At 40.5% G+C, this 22325-nt stretch carries 20 protein-coding genes; 9 read left to right on the top strand and 11 right to left on the bottom strand.

Annotated elements, in window-relative coordinates; translation table 11 throughout:
* Window positions 1–171 precede the first annotated feature (171 nt).
* Together NSTC731_RS11725 and NSTC731_RS11720 are read left to right on the top strand one after the other, a co-directional pair.
* The gene (locus tag NSTC731_RS11725) at window positions 172–810 is read left to right on the top strand and encodes a hypothetical protein (RefSeq protein WP_445630949.1); all 639 of its coding nucleotides are present in this window, start codon (window positions 172–174) and stop codon (window positions 808–810) included.
* 281 nt (window positions 811–1091) lie between these two features.
* Window positions 1092–3038, top strand: coding sequence for an ArnT family glycosyltransferase (locus NSTC731_RS11720; RefSeq protein ID WP_445630948.1), 1947 nt, complete (start codon window positions 1092–1094; stop codon window positions 3036–3038).
* An 86-nt stretch (window positions 3039–3124) separates the two neighbouring features.
* Here NSTC731_RS11720 and NSTC731_RS11715 read toward each other — a convergent pair whose 3' ends face one another.
* A complete protein-coding gene (locus tag NSTC731_RS11715) occupies window positions 3125–6355 on the bottom strand; it encodes an ATP-binding response regulator (RefSeq protein ID WP_445632070.1) in 3231 nt (1076 codons plus the stop codon).
* Between the two features lie 663 nt (window positions 6356–7018).
* Here NSTC731_RS11715 and NSTC731_RS11710 point away from each other — a divergent pair.
* The 4 genes from NSTC731_RS11710 (at window position 7019) to NSTC731_RS11695 (ending at window position 12042) form a co-directional block, all read left to right on the top strand.
* Window positions 7019–7609 (top strand): KaiA family protein, encoded by a 591-nt coding sequence (locus tag NSTC731_RS11710; RefSeq protein ID WP_445630947.1) that lies wholly within the window; start codon window positions 7019–7021, stop codon window positions 7607–7609.
* A gap of 109 nt (window positions 7610–7718) precedes the next feature.
* Window positions 7719–8033 (top strand): circadian clock protein KaiB, encoded by a 315-nt coding sequence (gene kaiB / locus NSTC731_RS11705; protein ID WP_099099291.1) that lies wholly within the window; start codon window positions 7719–7721, stop codon window positions 8031–8033.
* Between the two features lie 75 nt (window positions 8034–8108).
* Complete coding sequence (gene kaiC, locus NSTC731_RS11700; protein WP_445630946.1) at window positions 8109–9671, top strand: circadian clock protein KaiC; 1563 nt, start codon at window positions 8109–8111, stop codon at window positions 9669–9671.
* A gap of 103 nt (window positions 9672–9774) precedes the next feature.
* Complete coding sequence (locus NSTC731_RS11695) at window positions 9775–12042, top strand: TolC family protein (protein ID WP_445630945.1); 2268 nt, start codon at window positions 9775–9777, stop codon at window positions 12040–12042.
* Window positions 12043–12288: 246 nt separating this feature from the next.
* On the opposite strand, the gene NSTC731_RS11690 is transcribed toward NSTC731_RS11695, so the two are convergent.
* Window positions 12289–13068 carry an FkbM family methyltransferase gene (locus NSTC731_RS11690; protein ID WP_445630944.1) on the bottom strand — a complete coding sequence of 260 codons (780 nt, stop codon included), beginning with the start codon at window positions 13066–13068 and terminating at the stop codon, window positions 12289–12291.
* Between the two features lie 646 nt (window positions 13069–13714).
* Between NSTC731_RS11690 and NSTC731_RS11685 the strand changes: the two genes are divergently transcribed.
* The 3 genes from NSTC731_RS11685 (at window position 13715) to NSTC731_RS11675 (ending at window position 16023) form a co-directional block, all read left to right on the top strand.
* A complete protein-coding gene (locus NSTC731_RS11685) occupies window positions 13715–14092 on the top strand; it encodes a hypothetical protein (RefSeq protein WP_445630943.1) in 378 nt (125 codons plus the stop codon).
* Between the two features lie 435 nt (window positions 14093–14527).
* Window positions 14528–15037 (top strand): hypothetical protein, encoded by a 510-nt coding sequence (locus NSTC731_RS11680; RefSeq protein ID WP_445630942.1) that lies wholly within the window; start codon window positions 14528–14530, stop codon window positions 15035–15037.
* A gap of 206 nt (window positions 15038–15243) precedes the next feature.
* Window positions 15244–16023, top strand: coding sequence for a photosystem II S4 domain protein (locus NSTC731_RS11675; protein ID WP_445630941.1), 780 nt, complete (start codon window positions 15244–15246; stop codon window positions 16021–16023).
* Window positions 16024–16181: 158 nt separating this feature from the next.
* Here NSTC731_RS11675 and NSTC731_RS11670 read toward each other — a convergent pair whose 3' ends face one another.
* The 9 genes from NSTC731_RS11670 to NSTC731_RS11630 form a co-directional block, all read right to left on the bottom strand.
* Window positions 16182–16958, bottom strand: coding sequence for an SDR family NAD(P)-dependent oxidoreductase (locus NSTC731_RS11670; RefSeq protein WP_445630940.1), 777 nt, complete (start codon window positions 16956–16958; stop codon window positions 16182–16184).
* A 119-nt stretch (window positions 16959–17077) separates the two neighbouring features.
* On the bottom strand, window positions 17078–17290 hold the full coding sequence (locus NSTC731_RS11665) for a hypothetical protein (protein ID WP_445630939.1): 213 nt from the start codon (window positions 17288–17290) through the stop codon (window positions 17078–17080).
* A gap of 23 nt (window positions 17291–17313) precedes the next feature.
* The gene (locus NSTC731_RS11660; protein WP_445630938.1) at window positions 17314–17871 is read right to left on the bottom strand and encodes a hypothetical protein; all 558 of its coding nucleotides are present in this window, start codon (window positions 17869–17871) and stop codon (window positions 17314–17316) included.
* Between the two features lie 630 nt (window positions 17872–18501).
* Entirely contained in the window at window positions 18502–19107 is a 606-nt protein-coding gene (locus tag NSTC731_RS11655; RefSeq protein WP_445630937.1) for an exopolysaccharide biosynthesis protein, read from the bottom strand.
* A gap of 124 nt (window positions 19108–19231) precedes the next feature.
* Window positions 19232–20116 (bottom strand): lipid kinase, encoded by an 885-nt coding sequence (locus tag NSTC731_RS11650; RefSeq protein WP_445630936.1) that lies wholly within the window; start codon window positions 20114–20116, stop codon window positions 19232–19234.
* Between the two features lie 619 nt (window positions 20117–20735).
* Window positions 20736–20912, bottom strand: a complete 177-nt coding sequence (locus NSTC731_RS11645) for a hypothetical protein (RefSeq protein WP_335007267.1) — start codon at window positions 20910–20912, stop codon at window positions 20736–20738.
* A 178-nt stretch (window positions 20913–21090) separates the two neighbouring features.
* The gene (arfB, locus tag NSTC731_RS11640) at window positions 21091–21507 is read right to left on the bottom strand and encodes an alternative ribosome rescue aminoacyl-tRNA hydrolase ArfB (RefSeq protein ID WP_445630935.1); all 417 of its coding nucleotides are present in this window, start codon (window positions 21505–21507) and stop codon (window positions 21091–21093) included.
* A gap of 47 nt (window positions 21508–21554) precedes the next feature.
* Window positions 21555–21809 carry an RNA-binding S4 domain-containing protein gene (locus NSTC731_RS11635; RefSeq protein ID WP_322638696.1) on the bottom strand — a complete coding sequence of 85 codons (255 nt, stop codon included), beginning with the start codon at window positions 21807–21809 and terminating at the stop codon, window positions 21555–21557.
* 79 nt (window positions 21810–21888) lie between these two features.
* Window positions 21889–22128 carry a hypothetical protein gene (locus NSTC731_RS11630; RefSeq protein ID WP_445630934.1) on the bottom strand — a complete coding sequence of 80 codons (240 nt, stop codon included), beginning with the start codon at window positions 22126–22128 and terminating at the stop codon, window positions 21889–21891.
* Window positions 22129–22325: the final 197 nt, after the last annotated feature.

Genomic DNA, 22325 nt, shown 5'->3' with positions numbered 1-22325 from the left:
AAGAGATTATATCCTTCAAATATTTTCTAATCAAAATGATATTTATCATACATTCCTCTTCCTAATTTGAGGAAAGTCTATATTCGGCTATCTGTGTGATTGCCTTTTGGGATAATAGGCTACTATTTGGTCAAGCCTAGACAAAATATTTATTTCTAAATAACTATCAATATGAAATCTTCAGTGTATCGGAACGTCGGTATTACAGCTTTGTGCTTGGGACTGCTTGTTGCTCTGGTGGGATGCTTTGGACTGAGCGTATCCTTTGAGTCCACTAACCCAGATACAAACCCAGACACATCTTCACAACTGCCAACAAAAACTCAAGAGTGGCATACAACTTCGGTTGTACCTGAAAAAAGTATTTCCACTAGTCTATCTACTCCAGTACCTACCCCAACCAATCGAGTAGAACATAGCATTAAAGAGAATACTTATCCTGTCTTGGCAGAGCGTGATAAATCAACAAGCATTGCCAAGGATCGAGGTACTTTGCGAATGAGCAATCAAACAAATCAGCCTGTGCGGCTGGTTCTACTGGCAAGAGAGTCAGTAGCAAAAGGAGCTAGTAAAAAACAAACTCACTACGATGTACCGGCACATTGGGATTTTGCTCCCGAAGAAGGTAGTGAGAAGGGACTGGTTCTATCCCTACCTCAAAATAATTTAAAGCTGGAAAAGGGAGATGTTTTAGTTGCTTTTGCACAAGATGGTTCCCGTCGTTACTGGGGCCCTTATATTATTGGTGAAACTCAATTACCTAAGTGGAATTCCCAAAATAGAGAATGGCAACTTGTGCTGAGTCAATAGACTTATTGCAAAAGTGCTTTTGGCAAGAGGGGGAAAAGGGTAAAGGTTAAAGGGAAAGGGGAAAGGGACTTTTGCAGAACCTTTTCCCCTTCCCCCTTACCCTTTTCGCACAATGCCAAGAAGCCTAATAAATATGCTCAAACCTTTATTTTTACATTCTTACCCTACAGTTGGTAAAGTGTTAAGTAATGGATAGAGGAAAATTGTTGAATTAAAAACTCTGAAGAACAAAAGATAGATAACCAACGACTATTGATTAGTGATTGTTGACTATTGACTAAATGAGAATGAAATTGAGTGTTAAGCACACTGTCGATCGGTGGTTCAACAAAATAGCAAAAAATCCAGCCCTGAGTCTAACTGTGTCGATTTTGTGGTTGATAGTGGTTGGTTGGGTGGCTTTTGGGTGGAATTTGGGCAACATTGGCTTAATTGATGAGACAGAGCCGCTCTTTGCCGAAGCTTCCCGCCAAATGTTCGTTACAGGTGATTGGATTACCCCATTTTTCAATGGTGACACTCGTTTCGATAAACCTGCTTTAATTTACTGGTGTCAGGCGATCGCATATCATCTGATTGGTGTGAATGAATGGGCAGTACGCCTTCCTTCTGCGATCGCCGCATTCGGCTTAGTTTGTTTAGCTTTTTACACCATCCAGTGGTATTTGGCTAAACAAGACGAATTAGAGCAAGTTTCACGTCCTACTCGTCGCTACTTAACATCTTTTATAGCAGCCGCGTTGATGGCACTCAATCCCGAAACTATTATTTGGGCGAGAACGGGTGTCTCTGATATGCTGCTCACCGGATGCATGGCATCGGCTTTGTTATGTTTCTTTCTAGGGTATGCAGGGAAGGAAGGGAGCAGGGGAGCAGGGGAGCAGGGGAGCAGGGAAGTAGAATTAATCACCAATGCCCAATCCTCACTTGCCCTGAGCGAAGCCGAAGGGATGTCCCATGCCCTATTCCCTAATAAATGGTACTTAGCTTTTTATGTGCTGATTGCTGGCGCAATTTTGACCAAAGGACCAGTGGGAATTGTTTTGCCGGGACTAATTGTTGCTGCCTTTTTGCTTTACGTGGGTAAAATGCGAGAGGTTTTGCGAGAAATGCGCCTTCTCGTAGGTATACTGATAATTCTAATTTTGTCAGTACCCTGGTATGCTTTAGTAATTTGGCGCAATGGTTGGGACTACATTAACTCCTTTTTTGGTTATCACAACCTGGAACGCTTTACAGAAGTAGTTAATGGTCACTCAGCACCTTGGTATTTTTACTTTTTAGTCGTGCTGTTGGGTTTTGCGCCATACTCAGTGTATTTACCAGCTTCTATAATCAAACTAAAATTTTGGCAGCGATCGCATTGGCGATCTGTTGAACGTTTTCAGCAATTTGGTTTATTTGCCTGGTTCTGGTTTGCTAGCATCTTTGCCTTTTTTTGCATTGCCGTTACTAAACTCCCTAGCTACGTATTACCTTTAATGCCAGCAGCAGCAATCCTAGTAGCCCTGTTGTGGAGCGACGTTTTTGCAGATACAAAGACACGGCAAACAATTCCTGTTTCCCCCTCTCCCACTCTGCCTATCTCCGCGTCTTTGCTGCGCATGAGTGGTTGGGTGAATGTAGTATTTTTATCAGTTCTGGCAACAGCACTGCTCAACATCACCCACATATTAGGTACCGATCCAGCTATAAGTAACTTCCACGAATTAATTGAACAATCTGGTTTACCAGTAATCGCGGGTATAATTTGGCTAGTTTCTGCTGTTTTGGTTGCGGGTTTATTATTGAGTCGCCGCTGGAACTACATTATCGGTATTAATTTAATCGGGTTTGTGGCGTTTGTAATTTTTGTCTTAACACCTGCTTCGTTCTTTATCGATCGAGAACGTCAATTACCCTTAAGGGAATTGTCTGCGGTGATTTTAGAAACAAAACAACCAAACGAAGAATTGATTATGCTTGGCTTTAAAAAGCCGAGTGTGGTATTTTACAGCCACATCCACGTAAATTATTTAAAATTTCCCCAAGAGGCTGTAGAGCATATTAAAAACCAGGCTGCTAAAGGACTAAAACCTTCCTCAGTGCTACTGTTGGCCGAACAGAAAAAGTTTTTACAAATGGACTTACAGCCAGATGATTACAAGAATTTATCAACCAAGGGTGCTTATAACTTGGTTCGAGTTCCTTTTAAGAAAATGAAGAATCAAAAAATCGACATATCATAATTTGTCATTAGTCATTAGTTATTGGTTATTCACAAAGGACGAAGGACAAATGACTAATGACAAAAAACCAACGCTCAATGACCCCATTAACATTTGTTATTGTAACCATTGATAGCTAAAGCTTGATTGATCTGGCTTAAAAGGTCTTCCATTGATATCGATCGCGGTAAGATTTGGGTAGCGATCGCACTAACAACAGTTTCTATTGATTCCAAATCATTCTTCTTCTGCTTGCTAATTTCCCGATCGGCTACCCCATCCTGGAAACTGGTTCGTGAGCGATTTAATCGCTGATTTAGTACCAAAATTGGTGGCAACTTTAAAGGCGAATTTCCTAACGTTTTCAGTGCTTTGAGCACATCTTTGTGGATAGAGGTTTCTCCTAAACAAATTAGCAATAAGTCAACGCTTTCGTGGCGAATTTGTTGCAACACTTCTGCCCAACAAGGACTCATCGCCGCTTTGAAGCCTGCTGTTTGCAGGTATTGAATTAAAGCTTGGAACCATTCAGATCCCCGTTCAGCAGTTTCACTACTAATTGAGCAATTTTTTTCTGTCCGATAACCCTTAGCTGGTTTACGTCTTACCTGGGGAAAATCCCGTAGCATTGTTAAATCCACTACTAAGATGTTGGGAGGGCAGCAAATACCAGAAGCAATTTCTAATACTGATAGTAAAGCATCTGTTTTCTCGGTGCGACTGCTGTTATCTTTGGCAAATGGTGTTAAGTAAGGAAATACAGATAACCCTGGTATTTTAGAAGCGATTAGGGTAGTCGCAACATCGCAAGTAACCAGTGGTATAGCTGCTAAACGTGGATGTCCAATTAGTTGTTGCAAATAAATTTGGGCGGTGGTACTTTCGACATCTAGCAAAATCACATCAAACTGCCATACCCGCGCCAAAAGTTCTGCCTGATCCAGGTCATCTACTTCAATCACTCGGTGTTCTCGAAGTGAGGGGTGGGGATTGACCGATTCTAACTGGGGATTCACCAACCTGAGAATTCGCAGTGGGGTTTTTGTTGGGATAATCGCACTATTATTTGACCCTATCTGCAAAACTGCTTGTATAGTACATAATTTTTCGAGAACCGGTGCTAAGACCTGACGCTCTACTGGCAAACTTAAGAAACCATCGGCTCGGTTAGCAAATGCTTGCTCCTTTTCGGCTGCCGTCGCGGTGACAATTACAGATATATGACGGGTTGCGGTGTCAGATTTTAGTAAAGTCAGTACATCCCAGCCTGATAGCAGGGGTAGCAACGGATTCAAAAATATTGCTATTGGTTGCAAGCGCCGCGCTTTTTCAACTGCTTCTGTCCCCGATCGCGCAATCACTACCCGATATCCTAAACCTTTGAGTTGTTCGGTCAAGTCTTCAATATATCGAGCTACTGCCTCGACTACCAAGACCAACCGTTGCGAACTTGCAATATGATGCTGTATGGGCGTACTAACTTGCTGACGAGCGGCGGAGTTTTGCCGTGTTGGTTGATATCGTGTTTCCTCGGCTTCTCTGATTCCCATATCTGGTTCCGAAAAGCCTGTTTTCGGGGGACTGGGCGGCAGAAGTAGGGTAAACTGGCTACCTTTACCTTCACGCGATAAGAAGCTGACATCTCCTCCGTGGAGACGAGCCAAGGCGCGGGTTAATACTAGCCCCAAACCAGTGCCTTCAAATTGGCGGGTGAGGGGATTTTCTAGTTGTTGGAATTTTTGAAAGATTAAGTGTTGCTGGTGTTCGGGAATACCAATTCCTGTATCCCAAACTGTAAAGGCAATCCATCCTTCCCAACGACTTACCCGCAGCCCAATTTCGCCAGATATTTCGGTGAATTTAAAAGCGTTGGAAAGTAGGTGTACTAGCATCTGGCGTAAGCGCAATTCGTCTGCCACCATCTGATCTAAACCTAGTTCAATGGAAAGACAGAATTGAGGAGCAGATGAACGAGCATTTGCAGGTGGCGGGGCAGATGTCGCTTTGGTAGTTTGAGTGTGGATAGCTTTGGCTTCCGATAGGGCGCGATCGCACACAGCTCGAATTTTCACCGGAGTCAGCGTCAAATCCATTTGTCCCGTCTCCATCCGGGTCAAATCTAAAATGTCATTCACCACACTCATCAGGTGGCGTCCGCTTTGATGAATCAGTCCTGCATAACGGGCTTGACGCTCGTTGAGTTCTCCCAACTGCTGATCCACGAGCAAGCGCGATAATCCCAAAACGGCAGTTAGGGGAGTTTTGAGTTCATGACTAATACAAGCTAAAAACTCGTCTTTTAACCGATTTAGTTGAATTAAATCGGCATTCTTGGCTGCTAATTCTTTACAAAGTTGCTGCTGTTCAGTGACATCAGTAGCTAAAACCAACCACAAATCAGTGCTGAGTGCAATTTCCTCTTGGGCACTCATCACTTGAAACTCAGGACTATCTAAGGGAATTTTGGCAAACTGCCAGATTCGCTCTTGACCATTTTGCACTTCGACAACACAAGTACAAGTACCCACTTGACTATCTAAATAGCATCGGCTGTATGCAGCATCACTTGATGCTTCTTGCTGTAGTGCTTCTTCACCACTATGCTCATTCTCCCTACCATTGGGATGAACCTTGATTGCTGGTTGGGTGACATATTCTGCTATTTCGGAGCGTTTCGGGGCAAGTATTGCCTCCACCTGTTGCCTAACTCCTTCTGGATCTTTTAAGCTTCCTAATTGCTGCCACCAGGCGGGATTTTGCGCTATCACCTCGCCAGTACCCGTTTGCAACATCAAAGGCCAAGGCAGTCTTTCTAGCAAGTGTACCAGTGGCTGGTGTCCTAACGACTTGGGTTCATTTGGCGCACCATCATACTCATGACGATGCTGGCTAGACTTTTGTAAGCCAGCCATCCGTTCTTGAGCCAGCGATCGCAACAGGCGCGAACTATCTAGCAGCCCCAAGTATCGACCCTCCGAGTCAATCAGCGCCCAATCTAAATTTTGGGGTTTTTCGACTTGTGAATCGCACCAGCGCAAGCTTAATCGCTCTACACGCTCCGCAGCTGATATTGTCTGTATTGGCTCAATTAGACCTTGACCCCAGGTAGAGAGCGATTGCTGTAAATTTAAATTTTTATCGTCACTTTGGGCTAATAATTTTGGGATTAAACGGGCAGAATACAGCAATCCGATGGGGCATTGCTGTTGATTCACTACTACCAAGCGATCGCACTGCTCTTGCTCAAAAATCTCTAACACCACTGCCAGAGAACTTGTTTGGGGGCAGCTAGGTACGGTTGCCTGAAAGTCATAAAGCGGGTAATCTAGCATTAACATAGGGATTTGGGGATCATTCTTCCTGTGGAACCCTCGGGCATTTCCATCTGCCAGTTGATGGTCTTTTCGCCTGAAGTCATATCCTCTAAGAAGACTCATATAAGCAACTCTGGTTATTTCAACGCCATTAAAACAACGGGATTTCCTCTAACGGACACGGGAATTGCGAACGAGTGCATTTTTCCAAGAGGCGACGTTTCTAATTTTTAACAACTAGCCAGCCTCCCCAGTGTCTTACTGGTATTTAAACTCCTCATCGATAGCGCGACGGCTAAAACAATTATGGCCCCAAAGATTCGCTTTAGAACCTTGAGGAATTATAATGATTTGGAATGCGACAATCCTTTAAGTTCGTTTAAGTATCTTATCAAGGAGCAAAATAAAAAAATCTATCTATTTGTATACATAGATATGTAAATCATGAGTTAATTATTGTGTCTTGCTATGCCGACGGATACCTCATCATCAAAGACCTACTAAGTTTTACCAGTTAGTTGCTCCACTAGAATGTTGAGTGCCTAGCACTATCTGCTTGCATAGAGCGTTATTTTGGGGTTAAATCAGCAGTTTACTGCACACGCAGTATTCCCTACTAAGCGTTAACCAGACTTATCAGCCCATGTTTATTGGTCAGGGCGATCGAGGAGATATATTCAAGAATAGATGTTATTACCGATATTGATTCTGCAATCTCATGTTAACAAATGCTTAAATAATCCAGTTTACTTAGCCAACCTAAAAGGTTTGAGTACGTGGGTGGGGCAATTAATAGACGCAATTATTGCCCAATTTTGCTACTTACCTGTTGCTGTAACAAGCTCTGGAACAATCAACACAATCAACTATTTACCAAATTGGCTGCTACTAAATCCAAGTAAGGCATACACTCTTCAGTACGTTTATGTATTTGCCAGTCAGATGCAAAAAAGCCAGCAGTATTTTCAGGAGATGACTCCAGCAGAAAAAGAAGGATTATTAAGACAGCTTAAAATAGATTATAGCGTGATTCTTATAGATTATTTTACTACAGACAAAACACTCAAAGATAAAATTGATAAATTTATCAATACTATATTTTATGCTAATATTCCTGTGCCCCAAATAATCGAAATTCACATGGATATAATTGAAGAATTTTCTAACCAGCTAAAAATAGAAGGTAGGAGCAATGAAACTTTACTTGATTACCGTCTAACGTTAATAGATATCTTAGCTCACCTGTGCGAAGTCTATAGGAATTCGGTTTCTAGATAAAATAAATTAAATTTCTTGCTATGTGTTCAACTGGGAACAAGCTACAACTGTGAGTAACGATGCATGGAAAAATATTGTATTCCTCTAATTATGACTAGTTATTAAGTATATGAATAAAGCCAGAAAAACCTACGTTCTCAAGCTTTACGTAGCAGGTAACACTCCTAATTCAGTCCGGGCATTAAAAACACTCAAAGATATTTTAGAACAGGAGTTTGAAGGGGTTTATGCTTTAAAAGTGATCGATGTACTTAAAAGCCCACAACTAGCGGAAGAAGATAAAATATTGGCTACACCAACATTATCTAAAATTTTGCCTCCACCCGTTCGCAAAATTATTGGGGATCTTTCAGATAGAGAAAGAGTGTTGATTGGATTGGATTTGCTTTATGAAGAACTGAGTGAAGAAGACTTTGAAGAGTAAATTTTTAATCATCAAAAATTAATTCAAGACTTTAGTAATAAAAAACAGGTTTTAATCCCCTTTTGTTATCAAGCAATGAGTGAAAACGAGCAAGTAGAACCAAAACAACCACCAATAATTAGGGGTGTAGAAAAAATTCGGACGATGATCGAAGGGTTTGACGATATTAGTCATGGTGGTTTACCAATTGGTAGAACTACCTTGATTAGTGGTACATCCGGCACAGGCAAAACCTTATTCTCTCTTCAGTTTCTTTATAACGGTATCACCTACTTTGATGAAGCAGGAGTATTTGTAACTTTTGAGGAATCACCGAGCGATATTATTAAAAATGCTAATATTTTTGGTTGGAACTTGCCCCGCTTAATTGAAGAAGGCAAGTTGTTTATTCTTGATGCATCTCCCGATCCAGAAGGTCAAGATATCGTGGGAAATTTTGACCTTTCTGCACTGATTGAGCGCTTGCAATATGCCATCCGCAAATACAAAGCTAAACGAGTTTCAATCGACTCAATAACAGCAGTATTTCAGCAGTATGAAGCGATGGGAGTAGTGCGACGCGAAATTTTTCGTTTAGTAGCACGTCTTAAACTACTAAGTGTCACCACTCTAATTACCACTGAACGTAGTGAAGAATATGGACCTGTTGCCTCTTTTGGAGTGGAAGAATTTGTTTCCGATAATGTAGTAATTGTTCGCAACGCTTTAGAAGGAGAACGCCGCCGCCGCACAATTGAAATTCTCAAGTTGCGCGGTACAACTCACATGAAAGGCGAGTATCCCTTCACGATTACTAATGAAGGAGTTAACATCTTCCCACTCGGGGCAATGCGCTTGACTCAACGTTCTTCTAATGTCAGGGTATCTTCTGGTGTCAAAACCTTAGATGAAATGTGCGGTGGTGGTTTCTTTAAAGATTCAATTATTTTGGCAACAGGAGCCACAGGTACTGGTAAAACCCTGTTAGTAAGCAAATTTATTCAAGATGGCTGTCTCAATGGAGAACAGGCGATATTATTTGCTTATGAAGAATCACGCGCTCAACTATCTCGTAATGCTTCCTCTTGGGGAATTGATTTTGAAGAATTAGAAGATCAAGGTTTACTCAAAATAATTTGTACCTATCCGGAATCAACTGGTTTAGAAGACCATTTACAAATTATTAAATCAGAAATTGCTATTTTCAAACCCGGTCGGATTGCTATTGATTCTCTATCAGCACTAGCTAGAGGAGTTACGAATAATGCATTTCGGCAGTTTGTAATTGGTGTGACGGGTTATGCTAAACAAGAAGAAATTACTGGTTTCTTTACCAACACAACCGACCAATTTCTAGGAGCGCATTCGATTACTGACTCTCATATTTCCACGATTACCGATACAATTCTGATGTTACAGTACGTAGAAATTCGTGGAGAAATGTCGCGGGCAATTAACGTATTCAAAATGCGCGGGTCTTGGCATGATAAAGGCATTCGTGAGTATAATATTACTGCTGATGGGCCCGAAATTAAAGATTCTTTCCGAAACTACGAACGGATTATCAGCGGTGCTCCTACTCGCGTTAATATCGATGAAAAGGCGGAACTTTCTCGCATTGTTAGACGTTTTGAAGACAAACAGAGTTCCGAACCCTAAATTTAGTATCGTAGTATATTCTTTCCTAAGTTTAGTATCGTGCTATATTCTGTGGTGAAGAAAGGTTTTCTGCCGCTAGATTGATTTTCGTGTGAGGGATGCGGTGAAAGGACAGCAATTATTTTATAGCTTCTTACCTGGTGTAACAGCAGCAGTTTTAACAACTCAGCCTGCTTGGGCTGGTACTGCGAAACTAACTGGGATACAACTGGCATCTTCTCCTAGTGTTTTGACTTCTACTTATGGTCAAGGCTTGGTTGTGGATACCATAAAAAATAGGCAACTGCCTAACAGTGCAAATGTTAGTGTTCCAACTCTAATACCTGCTTTGGGTTTTACTAAACTTAGTGTAAAACCTTTAAGTAATAACAGTATTCCGGTATTTACGGCTGAAAATACTGTTGTGCCAATAAAACAACTACTTAAGAAAGATAAAGGTAGATTTTTGAGTTCGACACCTACCTCTAATTCTTCCCAAGCTCAAAAGAACCAAAAACACAGTAATTCGAGTGCTTCTGGGCAGAAATTAAAGAAGATACTAGTTCCCAACTACACTTCAAAACCCCTTTCTGTCCAAAAAGAAATTTTGTCCCTGTCTTCTGCACAGCAGCCAGTGGTTCAAAAGAAAAATACTGTTACTCAATTGCAAACATTTTTACAAACTTCAGCTACAGGTGCAGGAGCAGCAAAACTGTTGTCAGCGCAGAGGTGTCCACAGGAGTTGAGCAAAAGTAAAACTGACTCCTTGGCTGTGCTAATAACCTCAAGCACCTGCTTACAACAAAATGCTATTGGTAGCTTGGCTCAGAATAATACCACGATTCCGGCAGATTCGACGCCAATCACTGTGCCAGGAACCGTAACTCCTGCACCGTCAGGGTCGGTGCAACCTTCTACTGTGCCAGGAACTGTAACTCCTGCACCGTCAGGGTCGGTGCAACCTTCTACTGTGCCAGGAACTGTAACTCCTGTGCCGTCAGGGTCGGTGCAACCTTCTACTGTGCCAGGAACCGTAACTCCTGTGCCGTCAGGGTCGGTGCAAATTCCAGAGAACCTGATTCCTAACTCAAATCCCCTGCAATTTCCCACCAAACCGGAGGAGGTGCAACTTCAAGGAAATCAGCCGATTACTTTGGCACAGGCTCTGGAGTTGGCACGGCGTAACAATCGCGATCTACAGGTGTCTTTATTGGAGCTAGAACGCAATCGAGCGGCTCTACGCGAGGCACAAGCTGCTTTATTGCCCACTCTGGGACTTAGCACGGATCTGACTCGTGGTCAGTCTTCTAGCAGTCAGCTTCAGGACGAATTAAACGGGCGAAATGGCTTACTGTCTAACCAAGATCGACCCAGTACATCTTTTTCTGGTCAAGCACAACTTTCATATAACCTTTATACTTCTGGGAGAGTGCAAGCTACCATCAGAGCGGCTGAAGAACAGGTACGTTACTATGAGCTTGCTGTAGAAACTCAGTCTGAGACAATCCGTTTGAATGTTGCCACAGACTACTACAATTTGCAACAAGCGGATGAACAAGTACGCATTAGTCAGTCGGCTGTGGTGAACTCTGAAGCTAGTTTGCGTGATGCAGAAGCTTTAGAGCGAGCTGGGGTTGGTACACGGTTCGATGTGTTGCGATCGCAGGTGAATTTAGCAAATGCCCAACAAAATTTAACTAATGCGAGATCCCAGCAGTTAATTGCCCGTCGTCAATTAGCAACTCGGATAAGTTTGCCGCAAGGAATAAATATCAGTGCAGCTGACCCTGTACAGTTAGCTGGTCTTTGGAACCCAACCCTAGAACAAAGTATTGTGCTGGCTTATCAAAATCGTCCAGAACTGCAACAGCAGTTAGCACAACGCAATACTAGTGAGCAACAGCGTAGACAGGCTCTTGCAGAACTGGGTCCCCAAATTAGTTTGGTCGCCAGCTACGACCTACTCGATCAGTTCAATGATAATGTCAGCGTTACTGATGGTTATTCATTCGGAGTTAGGGCAACCCTAAATTTGTTTGATGGCGGAGCAGCAAGAGCAAGAGCAGCTCAACAGGAAGCTAACATTGCGATCGCAGAAACTCAATTTGCTGAACAGCGCAACCAAATTCGGTTTCAGGTAGAACAAGCCTATTCTACCCAGCAATCTAGTTTGGAGAATGTTCAAACCGCTAATACCGCTTTAGAACAAGCCAGGGAAGCTTTACGTTTAGCGCGTTTGCGATTCCAAGCTGGTGTAGGTACTCAAACTGATGTGATTAACTCTGAAAATGACCTCACACAAGCTGAAGGTAATCGAGTTACAGCAATTTTGGATTACAACCGCGCTTTAGCTCAGTTACAACGGTCTGTTACCCTCAGAGCATTCCGCTAATTAGCTGAAACTCAATTGAATCAGTATTTTTGACTGCTGTTGTGTTTTATAATCCACTTTGCACCTTCTATTAGAGGATCGCAGATTCCAGTAGCGTTTTTGATAAAAAGCTAGCTAAAAGCCTCATTTATTCAGTGTATTAACTGGGAAGATGAGGCTTTTTAGTCCAAAAAGCAGTATTGTAAATTATAATTTTTGAGAAATTATGAAAGCGATCGCTTTCATAATTATGCCAACAAAATTTGATTAGCAACTACGAACCCAAATTTCACCGTAGCCGTCTTTCCCAAAGTCTGCTACATCTTCAGGAAAGCGCTTTAGAAACTCATCTGGAGACAACCATTCTTGAAATACAAATGAATGCATTTCAGCAGGTACAACATTAATCAATATTTTTCCAAGATTGGATAGGTAATTTATACAAGCAGCAGTAGTATTAATTTCGCGTTCTGTTATATGATATTCAAACGACATCAAAGAAATGGGTTGTGTCAGCCCTTTTAAAACTTCAAATTCCCACCCCTCAACATCAATTTTGCAGTAATCTGGTTTTCCAAACTCATCAATTGCCTGGTCAAGAGTTGTGATAGAAACTTGAATACTGCTTTGTACAGTACCTATCCAATCCTCATAAAAACTTGCAATTCCACTTCGTTCGCGAGTGTATAACCTTGCTTCTCCAGGTTCTGCACCAACAGCCTTCTGAACAGGATGAAACTTACTGCGATAATGACTACATCTAGCTCTCAATTCTCTCATACATTTGGGCTGTGGTTCAAATGCCACAACTCTCGCACCTGCTATCAGAAATGCCTCTGATTTTGCACCTATGTTTGCACCAACATCGAAGCAAAGATGATTAGAATCTAAGAGTTTTGAGTAGAAATAAACTTCTTTTTGAAAAAAATTTAAACTATCTTTTAACTGCTTTTGATTTAAAAAACGATATAAATTCCTAATTGGTCTATATAGACCAGTTGATATGGAAAAGTCCTTAAGAATAGATTTTATTGCAGCAAATTGCATATTGTATTTACCTCAATCAGCAATTTTAACTCAAAATTATCAAACTTATGCTATGTTTTCCCAAATAATCAATATAACAATAATTTATTTTCAAAAAATCGGAAACATTTTGTAGTTTTACAAAAAACACAAAGTAAGGTTTTCAACCGATAGTTTTCAAGACAAATGCATCTAAAATTACTCTCGATCGCAACTAATGTTAAGAATCAACGAAAAAATAAGGGTTTATCGTTTGGTTTGTTTGCGCGACTCAAAGCGATGTCTAGGATAGGGTATTTAAAGACGTTTAAAACTTTAGCAATAAGCGGGAGTTAATAAGAGGTTTGAAACCCCCATTCTCTCGTGAGTGTTGGGGGGCTAAGGGGTTAGATTTCCGAGGCTTTGATGTGATGAAAAATATTTGTTCATTCATCCTCTAAGATTGCTTTTGAGTCTATCGAGAATATACTACTATTCTAGGATAAGAATTTTACTCTTCTTCTTCGAGTAACAAAAGTTTTTCCGCTCCTTTTAAAAGAGGGTTAGGGAGAGGTAGTAGAGAAGGAGTTATTTTTGTGAGATATGTACTGGACTTACCAGAGAAGCGCTATAGTCAAATTTGGACTAACATAACTGAGTGTTCGCTCGCTTGCCTTGTCAAAGACTCATGACTAAAGTAACATCTCAAGAAATTGCACAGTTTCGCTCTCAATTGGCAGACGATCCTAGCGACATGGAAGCGCTGGATTTAATTGAAGACTGTGATGGAGATTTGGAAGATGCAGCGATGACGCTAGCTATCCGAGCAGGACAACAACCAGAAAGAGCAAATTCTGAGTGGTTAGATGCCTTGGCTAGAAAATGGCGTGTGGTCATTTGCGAACAAGAATATCGAGAAGATTTGCTTAATACTTCTCTTGTGAAGATGATGGAACATCTAAAAACAACGCCAACATTTCCTAAGATTTTGGCAGCGCCAGTTTTGCTATATGTCCTCAAGCAAGGCGTAAACAATTTTTGTGAGCCACTAGATTTGCTAAAATGATCGTCCCATATTTTAATCGTGAGATTAAAATCGCGGCTACGCAAACATAGACGCAAAGCGGTTTCAAAGCCCTTAATCTGATCTTAGTCTGTGCAGATAGACTAGCCTGTGGGAATTTCACTGTGTTTATGTAGTCCTTCTAATAGTTCGCTTTCGTAACGCAAGCGGGGTAAAGGAAGAAGAGGGAAAAGGTTAAAGGTTAAAGGGGAAAGGGAAGAAAATCCCCTTTACCCCTTTCCCTTTCTCCAGCCCTCACCTAACAATTTTGAGTTGGCAGACTACTAGTGCTTTGGTGCAAGATGTGAGCCTCCTAACTTCTGATGTAAGTCTTAGAGTAATTCAGGTGTATGACTTTTAGTCATGCGAGGTTCAATCTACCAAGACTGATACGCTGTTAATTAAGGCAAAACTTTTATTAGACAAATTGTAAAATCAATGAATTACCTTGTTGCCGTATTACCAGACCGCATTCAAGCCGAAGCTGCTTACTTAGCTTTAGAAAAAGAAGGCATTAACAGCACTATTTTGGGAAGGGGGTATAAAACGGCTGACGAGTTTGGCTTAATTGACCCCAAAGACCAGGCTAAAAAGCAAGCAAAACAGATGGCAACCTGGCTGATACCATTTGGCTTTTTTGCAGGTTTTACATTCAGCCTGATTACTGGTTTAGATACTTTTGCCTGGGCAGGTGAAGTTGGCAATCACATTGTTGGCGGACTGCTGGGTGCTGCTAGTGGTGCAATGGGTGGTGTGTTTGTTGGTGGCGGAGTCGGTTTACTTGTAGGTGGTGGTGATGCTTTACCTTATCGCAATCGCTTAGATGCAGGTAAATATTTAGTCGTCGTTCAAGGTTCTGAAACTCTGACTCGCCAAGCAACCAAAATATTACGTCAATTCGATCCAGAAAATATCCAAGGTTATGCCGATACAAATACTGTGTATTGAATAAATCATAGTTTACAGATCGCGGCACAGCGGCTTGAGTTACTTTCCTGTTCTTTGGAGATAGCGTAAGCCGCTGCGATCGCCAACAAATCTCAAGTAGAAAGCCTAACCCAATCTGGACAGAAACTGTAGAAATGGGAATTAAAGCTAGAATCAAGATAGTTCTAGCAAATTAATTCTCAATTAATAACTGATAATTTTTAAGAATGTTGCCACGAGAAGAACTTTTAAAAGGTGTTGAAAATCGAGATAGTGTAGCTCGTGCAATCGATCAAGCAGAGCAAGCGATCAAAACTTGGGAAGTGGTTTTGACAGATTTTCTGTCTCCCCCAGAATTGGCAGAAATTCAACGGGTGTTTAACCGATTAACAGAAGTGCAATTGGTGGCGTGGGGTGGATATCCGCAAGCTGAACGCCAAAGAATAGCGATCGCTCGTTCGGAACTTCCCTTAGATCGATCTCAAGTCAGCCTTGTAGCCATAGAAATTGCTGGTAATTTCCTGTTTGATACCGCCTCTCACCGCGACTTTTTAGGCGCAATGTTAGGGACGGGAATTGTTCGTGAAAAGACGGGAGATGTGATTGTCTTAGGAGAACGAGGGGCACAGGCGATTGTTACACCAGAGTTGGTAGAATTTTTGTCAATGAACCTCAAACAGGTGCGATCAGTTCCTGTGAAAACTCAGCAGATTGAGCTAACAGAATTAAAGGTTCGGGAACCCAAGAAAAAAGAATTAACTACTGTGGAGGCTTCTTTAAGATTAGATGCGATCGCATCTGCTGGTTTTGGGATGTCCCGCAGCAAAATGGTTGATTTCATCGATGCTGGTGATGTTCGCGTCAATTGGAAAGAAGTTACCCAAGCTAGTTCTCAAGTCAAATCAGGCGACTTAATCGCCATTCGCTCTAAAGGGCGTTTAGAGGTTGGAGAAATAGCCGTTACCAAAAAAGAGCGTTACCGAGTTCAATTAACAAGATATATGTAATAAGTTAGGAGTGAAAAGTTAGGAGTGAGGAGTTTTAAATACATCAGTTTATTTAACTTCAAACTCTTGTACAGACGCGATTCATCGCGTCTCTTAACTCCAAACTCTTGTACAGACGCGATTCATCGCGTCTCTACCTTTAACTAAATACTTAATACTTAGGCTTTAAAGCGTTTCGCTAACATATTCAGTAGAAGTTTGCGCGGTACAAGCCGAGATAATTTGCTTCTAATTTGAGTAGTACTATCAGAGCTAATAACAGTTGGATAGCCTTTTTCTAAAGCCTCTAAAGACTCCCAAACCACTTTTTCGGAAGAATAAACTTTATCTGTACTGCCTGCCAGCGCTGGAGGAAAATTAGCTTCTGCAAAAAAGTTTGTTTCTATTGGCCCTGGACAAGTGACTAAAATACGGACGCCATATTGATAATTTTCTGCCCATAATGCTTCACTAAAGCTGAGAATAAAAGCTTTACTAGCAGCATAAACAGAAAGGTATGGTATTGGTTGAAATGCGGTAATCGAGGATACGTTAATAATACTTCCAGAACGGCGTTGCCGCATCAAGGGTAGAAATTTATGGGTTAAATCTACCAATGCTAAAATATTTAATTGTACGATTTTGACTTGTTTTTCTCCATCTCCTTCAGCAAAATCGCCATAGTAACCAAAACCAGCATTGTTGATTAATAAGTCAATGGTTAATCCCTTTGATTTTGTGACATCAAATACACTGGCTGCTGCATTAGGTTCTGTGAGGTCTTTTACTATAACATCTATTTGAATGTTGTGTTGTTCTTGTAGTTGTTTAGCTAATTGGTTTAGTTTCTCTTCAGAACGAGCAACGAGTACAAGATTTGTCTTGCGTGCAGCTAGTTCTTGAGCAAAGGCTTTACCAATACCACTAGAAGCACCAGTAATTAAAGCAGTTGACATTCTACATATTCAGATAATTTTTAAGCACTTATAAATCTTAGCTATGCTGACTATAAGTTTTAACTACCCAAAGTGATATATCCAAAAGGGTAAAAGTCACACTTAGTGACTTTTGGAAACTATATTAATTCTCCAGATATACCAATATGGGAGATTCTTAAATCTTCTTCATCTGTATATTGAATAGACGAGTCGATTTTTTCTAGTAATTCTGCGTCTTGGCGCGACCACTCAAATACAATTTTAGAGTCCAAGTGCTTAAGATGAGAAAATATCTGCTTCCATTGGCTTTGTCTAATTCGGTCACAACTAATGATTTTTCTGATAGCCATTCAAATTCATTTTGAATTGCCAATTACCATTTTTCAGACCAATAGATAATTTCTGAAGTGGAACTATTAATAGCAACGCCGTAGCTGTCTCCATGATTCCACTTAAAGCCAGGTCTACCTTTGTCATCTGTATTTAATACCAATATTTCATAAGTAGCTGGAAAAGATTCTGTAGGAGAATCACTAGTATAGAAGAAAGTTGTCGGCACACCATTAGGTTGGTTTATGTGGTCGTTTGTGTCACCACCTATATATTTGTGCTTGGCACTATTTCTATATTGTGAAAGTAATTTTTCTATCTTCTTTGGTGGCTCTTTTAACCTAATTTGAAAAAAACTACTTCCTTGTAAAACTTTGGGAGAGTAAGCAATACGAACGTCTTTAGCATCAAGGGGAATTTCATTAGGAAAATGTTTTATTTGGTCATTTTCAGACCATAGTTGATTACGAATTTCTTTGTAGCGTGATGTATCAGTTATAATTTTAGGCTCGCTAGTACTGCTAAAAGTTGTTCTCAGAAAAAAGCTTCCCCCGACAATACTAAGACTAGCAAGGGCTAATAGAAATTGCGATCGCTTCATCAAGTTGGGTGTATCTAACTTTCATAGTCATATACCCAACTAATAAACTAAATTCGTACTATTGCGGATATCGAATCAGAGATATTAACAGAAACTTTGTGTATTTAGAGGAAAATTGCGATAATTGTAAAATTAATGTGAAGTTAGTCAATGATTACCTAGTCAAATACCGTAGGTAATCCTCATTGATGCCAGTACTACCGTTTTAGCTAAGGAAATCAATTACACAGCTATCCATTTTTTTCAATTCTTCCTGATGCAGCAATAACTAAAGCGGATATATAAATAGTAGATGCACCTTAATTAAATCACAGCCTTCAGCTTTTAGTTGAAGGCTTTTTTTTATTGCTCATACTTTTTTATTCTTAAAAAAATAAATTTGCTCAAAAGTCTAATTTTCCCGGATATGGCAATAAATAAAGCGGATTAATAAATGGTAGATGCACCCTAAGAATTTACAGCCCTCAGTCAAAAGCTGGAGGCTTTTTTTATTGCTCATACTTTTTTGCGAAGAAAATAAATTTGATTAAAAGTCTAATTTTCCCGGATATGGCAATAAATAAAGCGGATTAATAAATGGTAGATGCACCCTAAGAATTACAGCCCTCAGTCAAAAGCTGGAGGCTTTTTTTATTTCAATATCGATGGCAGCAAACTGGGAGCTAACCACACTGCATAACCAATAAATCCAAACAGCAAGGTAATTAGAGCAGTAATGCCGTAACCGATGCAAATTAATAAACCATCAGATTCGATGGTGGCAACAGTCAAAAGTAAAATACCGATAGTAGGAATAGGATTTGTAAGTGGAATTGGTAATATTAGTAATACTGTTAATAAAGAGATACAAAACCCATTAATTCGCCAAACTAAAGGATTATGAGCTATTTTTCCTAATCGAGGACGAGCGATTTTCTGGAAAACTTTGGTAAGCCTTCCCAAATTTTGCAAAAGCAACTGAGCGAAAGAACGAGGAAATTTATAGTTAGCGATTCTTTTCGGTAGCCAAGGCGATCGCCTTCCTAAAACCATTTGCACTGACAACAGTAAACAAGCACCACCAAATGGGCCAGTTAATCCCGGTGGCATAGGAAGCAAAAAAGGCAAAACTAATAATGTAATTACCAGACTGAAACCCCGTTCTGAGGTTTCTGTCAGAATATCGCCTAGAGTCAGCGGTTGTTCAGCTAGGCGTTGCAACAGGGATTTTATATCTTGAGAAAATCTCAGATGCATTTGGCGTGAGTTGATGCGATTTCCCACTTTGTAGTAGAGGAAGATGAGAGAGAATAACTTCTAAACTCTGCCAATTTTAGATTTTGAATTTAAGGAAAATTTAAAATCTAAAATTGAATGAGTCCTAACTCTTGCTTTCTGGGGGTACAAAAACAGCTATAGCTTTAGGTATAACCCGAAAATGAGCAGGTGTGTAGGTAGTAATTTCACCATCTGTATTAATAGGGCGAGGTTTGCGAGTATGTATCTCTATTTCTTGACCTTGATGGGAGCGTACACTTTGCCAATGTATATGTCGCCCTTGTCGCATTGAAGGTAGTAACAATACAACCTGCCACCAGTGTTCAATCTCCAAGCTATAAAGGTCTAGCCTTTGATCGTCTATTGTGGCATCATCAGCCACTGCCATACCACCACCGTAATAGCGGCCGTTACCGACTGCAATTTGCACTGTTTTGACGCGAACCAATTCACCGTTAATTGCAATCTCTGCTGTAAAAGGTCTAGCTTCCAAAAGCACTTGCAATGCAGTGGCAGCATAAGCAAATACTCCCCAGCGGCGCTTAACTTCTTTGGTAAGTCGTTGGGTAATTTTTACACTCAATCCCATACTGGCAACGTTAAAAAAGTGCTTGCCATTCACACAACCCAAGTCGATACGCTGTAAATGTCCATCTGCAATAATTTTGCAAGCTTCGTTGAGGGAATTAGGGATTTCCAAAGTTCTCGCTAGATCGTTGGCAGTTCCCAGAGGCAAGATTCCCAAAGGTAATTGAGTCTCAATTAAAGCGTCTACGGCAGCATTTAGAGTACCATCTCCTCCGCCAATAATTACCAAGTCAACTCGATCCTTATGGCGAAGTATAACTTCAACAAGATGTTTGGGATCTTCTGTAGACTCCTCAATTAAATCAAAGCCAAATGTTTTCAGACTTTGAATCGCTTCCGATAGACCCTTTTGCCCTTGGCGAGCATGACGATTTACTAACAGCAGTGCGCGGGAACTCATGGGTGGTACCTTTTGTTGTTGATATGTCCAATTATCCGCATCTATGTATTCTGCTTGATGTTGACTAGAAAAAAGTGTTTATGCTGTGATGAAAGTTATCAAAAATTCATTTTCATAACACTTATTATATTGTGACTACTAATTTTTAATTTTTCTTTTTCTTTAGTTTAGCTCTACTAGCCCTCAGTGTGTTTATCTTCAATAAATATAATTATTACTCCTCAGATAAATGAATTTTAGGTGTTTTTATTTATAAAATAGCGAGTTGTTCAAATATTATTATGCCAAACATAAGAGATATTTTTCATTAAAATAAATACATTTACAGCAGATTGCAACTTTATGATGTACAGATTATTGTAAGGGCATCACAATATTCATAGGTGTCAACTTAAGCTAAAAGCTTTGTCAAACTCTCGTTTCCAACCTCTGGGCTGGAAATACACTTCAATTGGGCTGCTGCCGCCAGCAAGAGAGGCGGAGCCTCTAGAACAGCATTCCCAGCCTAAGACTGGGAACGAGACAAATGCTGTTTATAGGGCTTCTATGTTGAATCTAATACAGTGCTAGTTGCTTGCTTAACGGCAAGAAATCCCTATGTTCATTTGGAATTTTGCTTTTATGACTTTTTCGGGTCGGTGTCGCCACCAATAATTGCTTGAAACACGTCCCCTAGTAAAAAGAAAAATGCTGCAACTAACACTACAAGCATTAAACCTGCAAGGGCCGCAAAGGGAGAGATGATAAACAAGATTAAAAGCGCAAACATCAAAATCTTTAGTAATGTCTTATTCATCTTTTTTGATATTGAATAATATGTAAGTATTTAGGCATAAATAAATTTCAAGTTTGTAGTAAGGACTTTAGCCCCGATCATCCTTGCTCTGGGCGATAAATCGCTCACGAAAAACTAGGAGTTGATTTGATATTTAATTATGTCTATCTACTTATGTTCTCTATAAATAATCGATGAATTAACAATCTGTCACCTGTCTTCTGTTAGATTTAATCTGTGCGCGTTTACTTTTGTGGTCAAGGCGTTTTCTTTGAGAACTGCGGGTTGGTTTAGTGGGTTTGCGTTTGATTGTCACGACTACTGCGCTTTGAATGAGTTCTTGAAGTCGTTTCAAGGCTGACTCGCGATTGTTCTCTTGGCTTCGATGTTCCTGAGCTTTAATTACAACTACTCCTTCTTGGTTAATGCGTCGATCGCTGAGCTTTAAAAGCTGTTGTTTATAATAATCGGGTAATGATGAAGCTGCAATATCGAAGCGCAAGTGGATCGCGGTAGAAACTTTATTTACATTTTGTCCTCCTGCTCCTTGAGAGCGAATCGCAGTAATTTCAATCTCAGTCTGTGGGATAATAACATTATTGGAAATTTGCAGCATTACTCACAAGGTAAAAAAGAAACTTGTAACTTTGGAATCAACTTTCTTTACTCGGTTTGTTCGGTTAAATCTATCATTACATCTGGGTCTTCATTGTTGTTCAAATTCACTTCTAAAGTCTGTCCTTGGATTGTCACTTTATCGCCCGGTACTAGTCGCCGTCCTCGTCGAGTTTCCAGCATCCCGTTTACTTGGACATCGCCACCTTGAATCATCAGCTTGGCTTGACCTCCAGTTGGCACTATACCCATCAACTTTAAAAATTGATTTAACTTAATTGTGTTGTCTCTAATTTTCTTCATAGTAAATAAATGTACACAATCTTAATTGTATCGTGGCCTTCTCAAGCTAAATGGGAAATCTGTTACACCACATAATCAGCTAAGTACAGCATTTCATTAATTCGTAGCGAATTAAATTTGGCAATCCCTGCAATGCCATTGCGTCGGCTGACAATGCCATTGCATCGGCAAACAATGCCATTGCATCAGCAAACAATGCGATTGCATCAGCAAACAATGCCATTGCATCGGCAAACAATGCGATTGCATCGGCTGACAATGCCAATGCGTCGGCAAACAATGCGATTGCATCGGCTGACAATGCCAATGCGTCATGCATTTAACAACGTTACGCTTTACTGATAAATGTGAATTTACACCAGTTTTTATTTAATTGAACCGTATATCGTAGTAGAAGCACAGCAATGCTGTATCTCTACTACATGGTGTATTTAGCTAAAAATTGCTAATTTTGTTAATTGCCTATGGTGGTACAACGCCCAATAGCCAGTCGTAGATATCGCTTTAACAAAAACT

This window comes from Nostoc sp. DSM 114167, from assembly GCF_052692655.1.
Note: the sequence above shows the minus strand (reverse complement) of the source record. Positions and strands in the feature narration are given on the sequence as shown.

Excerpts from the sequence above, each read along its gene's own strand:
- NSTC731_RS11650 (WP_445630936.1), bottom strand. The coding sequence starts at position 20,116 with ATGAGTTCCCGCGCACTGCTGTTAGTAAATCGTCATGCTCGCCAAGGG.
- NSTC731_RS11715 (WP_445632070.1), bottom strand. The coding sequence starts at position 6,355 with ATGTTAATGCTAGATTACCCGCTTTATGACTTTCAGGCAACCGTACCT.
- NSTC731_RS11665 (WP_445630939.1), bottom strand. The coding sequence starts at position 17,290 with ATGGCTATCAGAAAAATCATTAGTTGTGACCGAATTAGACAAAGCCAA.
- NSTC731_RS11660 (WP_445630938.1), bottom strand. The coding sequence starts at position 17,871 with ATGAAGCGATCGCAATTTCTATTAGCCCTTGCTAGTCTTAGTATTGTC.
- NSTC731_RS11670 (WP_445630940.1), bottom strand. The coding sequence starts at position 16,958 with ATGTCAACTGCTTTAATTACTGGTGCTTCTAGTGGTATTGGTAAAGCC.
- NSTC731_RS11645 (WP_335007267.1), bottom strand. The coding sequence starts at position 20,912 with ATGAATAAGACATTACTAAAGATTTTGATGTTTGCGCTTTTAATCTTG.
- NSTC731_RS11710 (WP_445630947.1), top strand. The coding sequence starts at position 7,019 with ATGTTATTACCGATATTGATTCTGCAATCTCATGTTAACAAATGCTTA.
- kaiB (WP_099099291.1), top strand. The coding sequence starts at position 7,719 with ATGAATAAAGCCAGAAAAACCTACGTTCTCAAGCTTTACGTAGCAGGT.
- arfB (WP_445630935.1), bottom strand. The coding sequence starts at position 21,507 with ATGCTGCAAATTTCCAATAATGTTATTATCCCACAGACTGAGATTGAA.
- NSTC731_RS11725 (WP_445630949.1), top strand. The coding sequence starts at position 172 with ATGAAATCTTCAGTGTATCGGAACGTCGGTATTACAGCTTTGTGCTTG.
- kaiC (WP_445630946.1), top strand. The coding sequence starts at position 8,109 with ATGAGTGAAAACGAGCAAGTAGAACCAAAACAACCACCAATAATTAGG.
- NSTC731_RS11680 (WP_445630942.1), top strand. The coding sequence starts at position 14,528 with ATGAATTACCTTGTTGCCGTATTACCAGACCGCATTCAAGCCGAAGCT.
- NSTC731_RS11630 (WP_445630934.1), bottom strand. The coding sequence starts at position 22,128 with ATGCATGACGCATTGGCATTGTCAGCCGATGCAATCGCATTGTTTGCC.
- NSTC731_RS11690 (WP_445630944.1), bottom strand. The coding sequence starts at position 13,068 with ATGCAATTTGCTGCAATAAAATCTATTCTTAAGGACTTTTCCATATCA.
- NSTC731_RS11675 (WP_445630941.1), top strand. The coding sequence starts at position 15,244 with ATGTTGCCACGAGAAGAACTTTTAAAAGGTGTTGAAAATCGAGATAGT.
- NSTC731_RS11685 (WP_445630943.1), top strand. The coding sequence starts at position 13,715 with ATGACTAAAGTAACATCTCAAGAAATTGCACAGTTTCGCTCTCAATTG.
- NSTC731_RS11655 (WP_445630937.1), bottom strand. The coding sequence starts at position 19,107 with ATGCATCTGAGATTTTCTCAAGATATAAAATCCCTGTTGCAACGCCTA.
- NSTC731_RS11720 (WP_445630948.1), top strand. The coding sequence starts at position 1,092 with ATGAGAATGAAATTGAGTGTTAAGCACACTGTCGATCGGTGGTTCAAC.
- NSTC731_RS11635 (WP_322638696.1), bottom strand. The coding sequence starts at position 21,809 with ATGAAGAAAATTAGAGACAACACAATTAAGTTAAATCAATTTTTAAAG.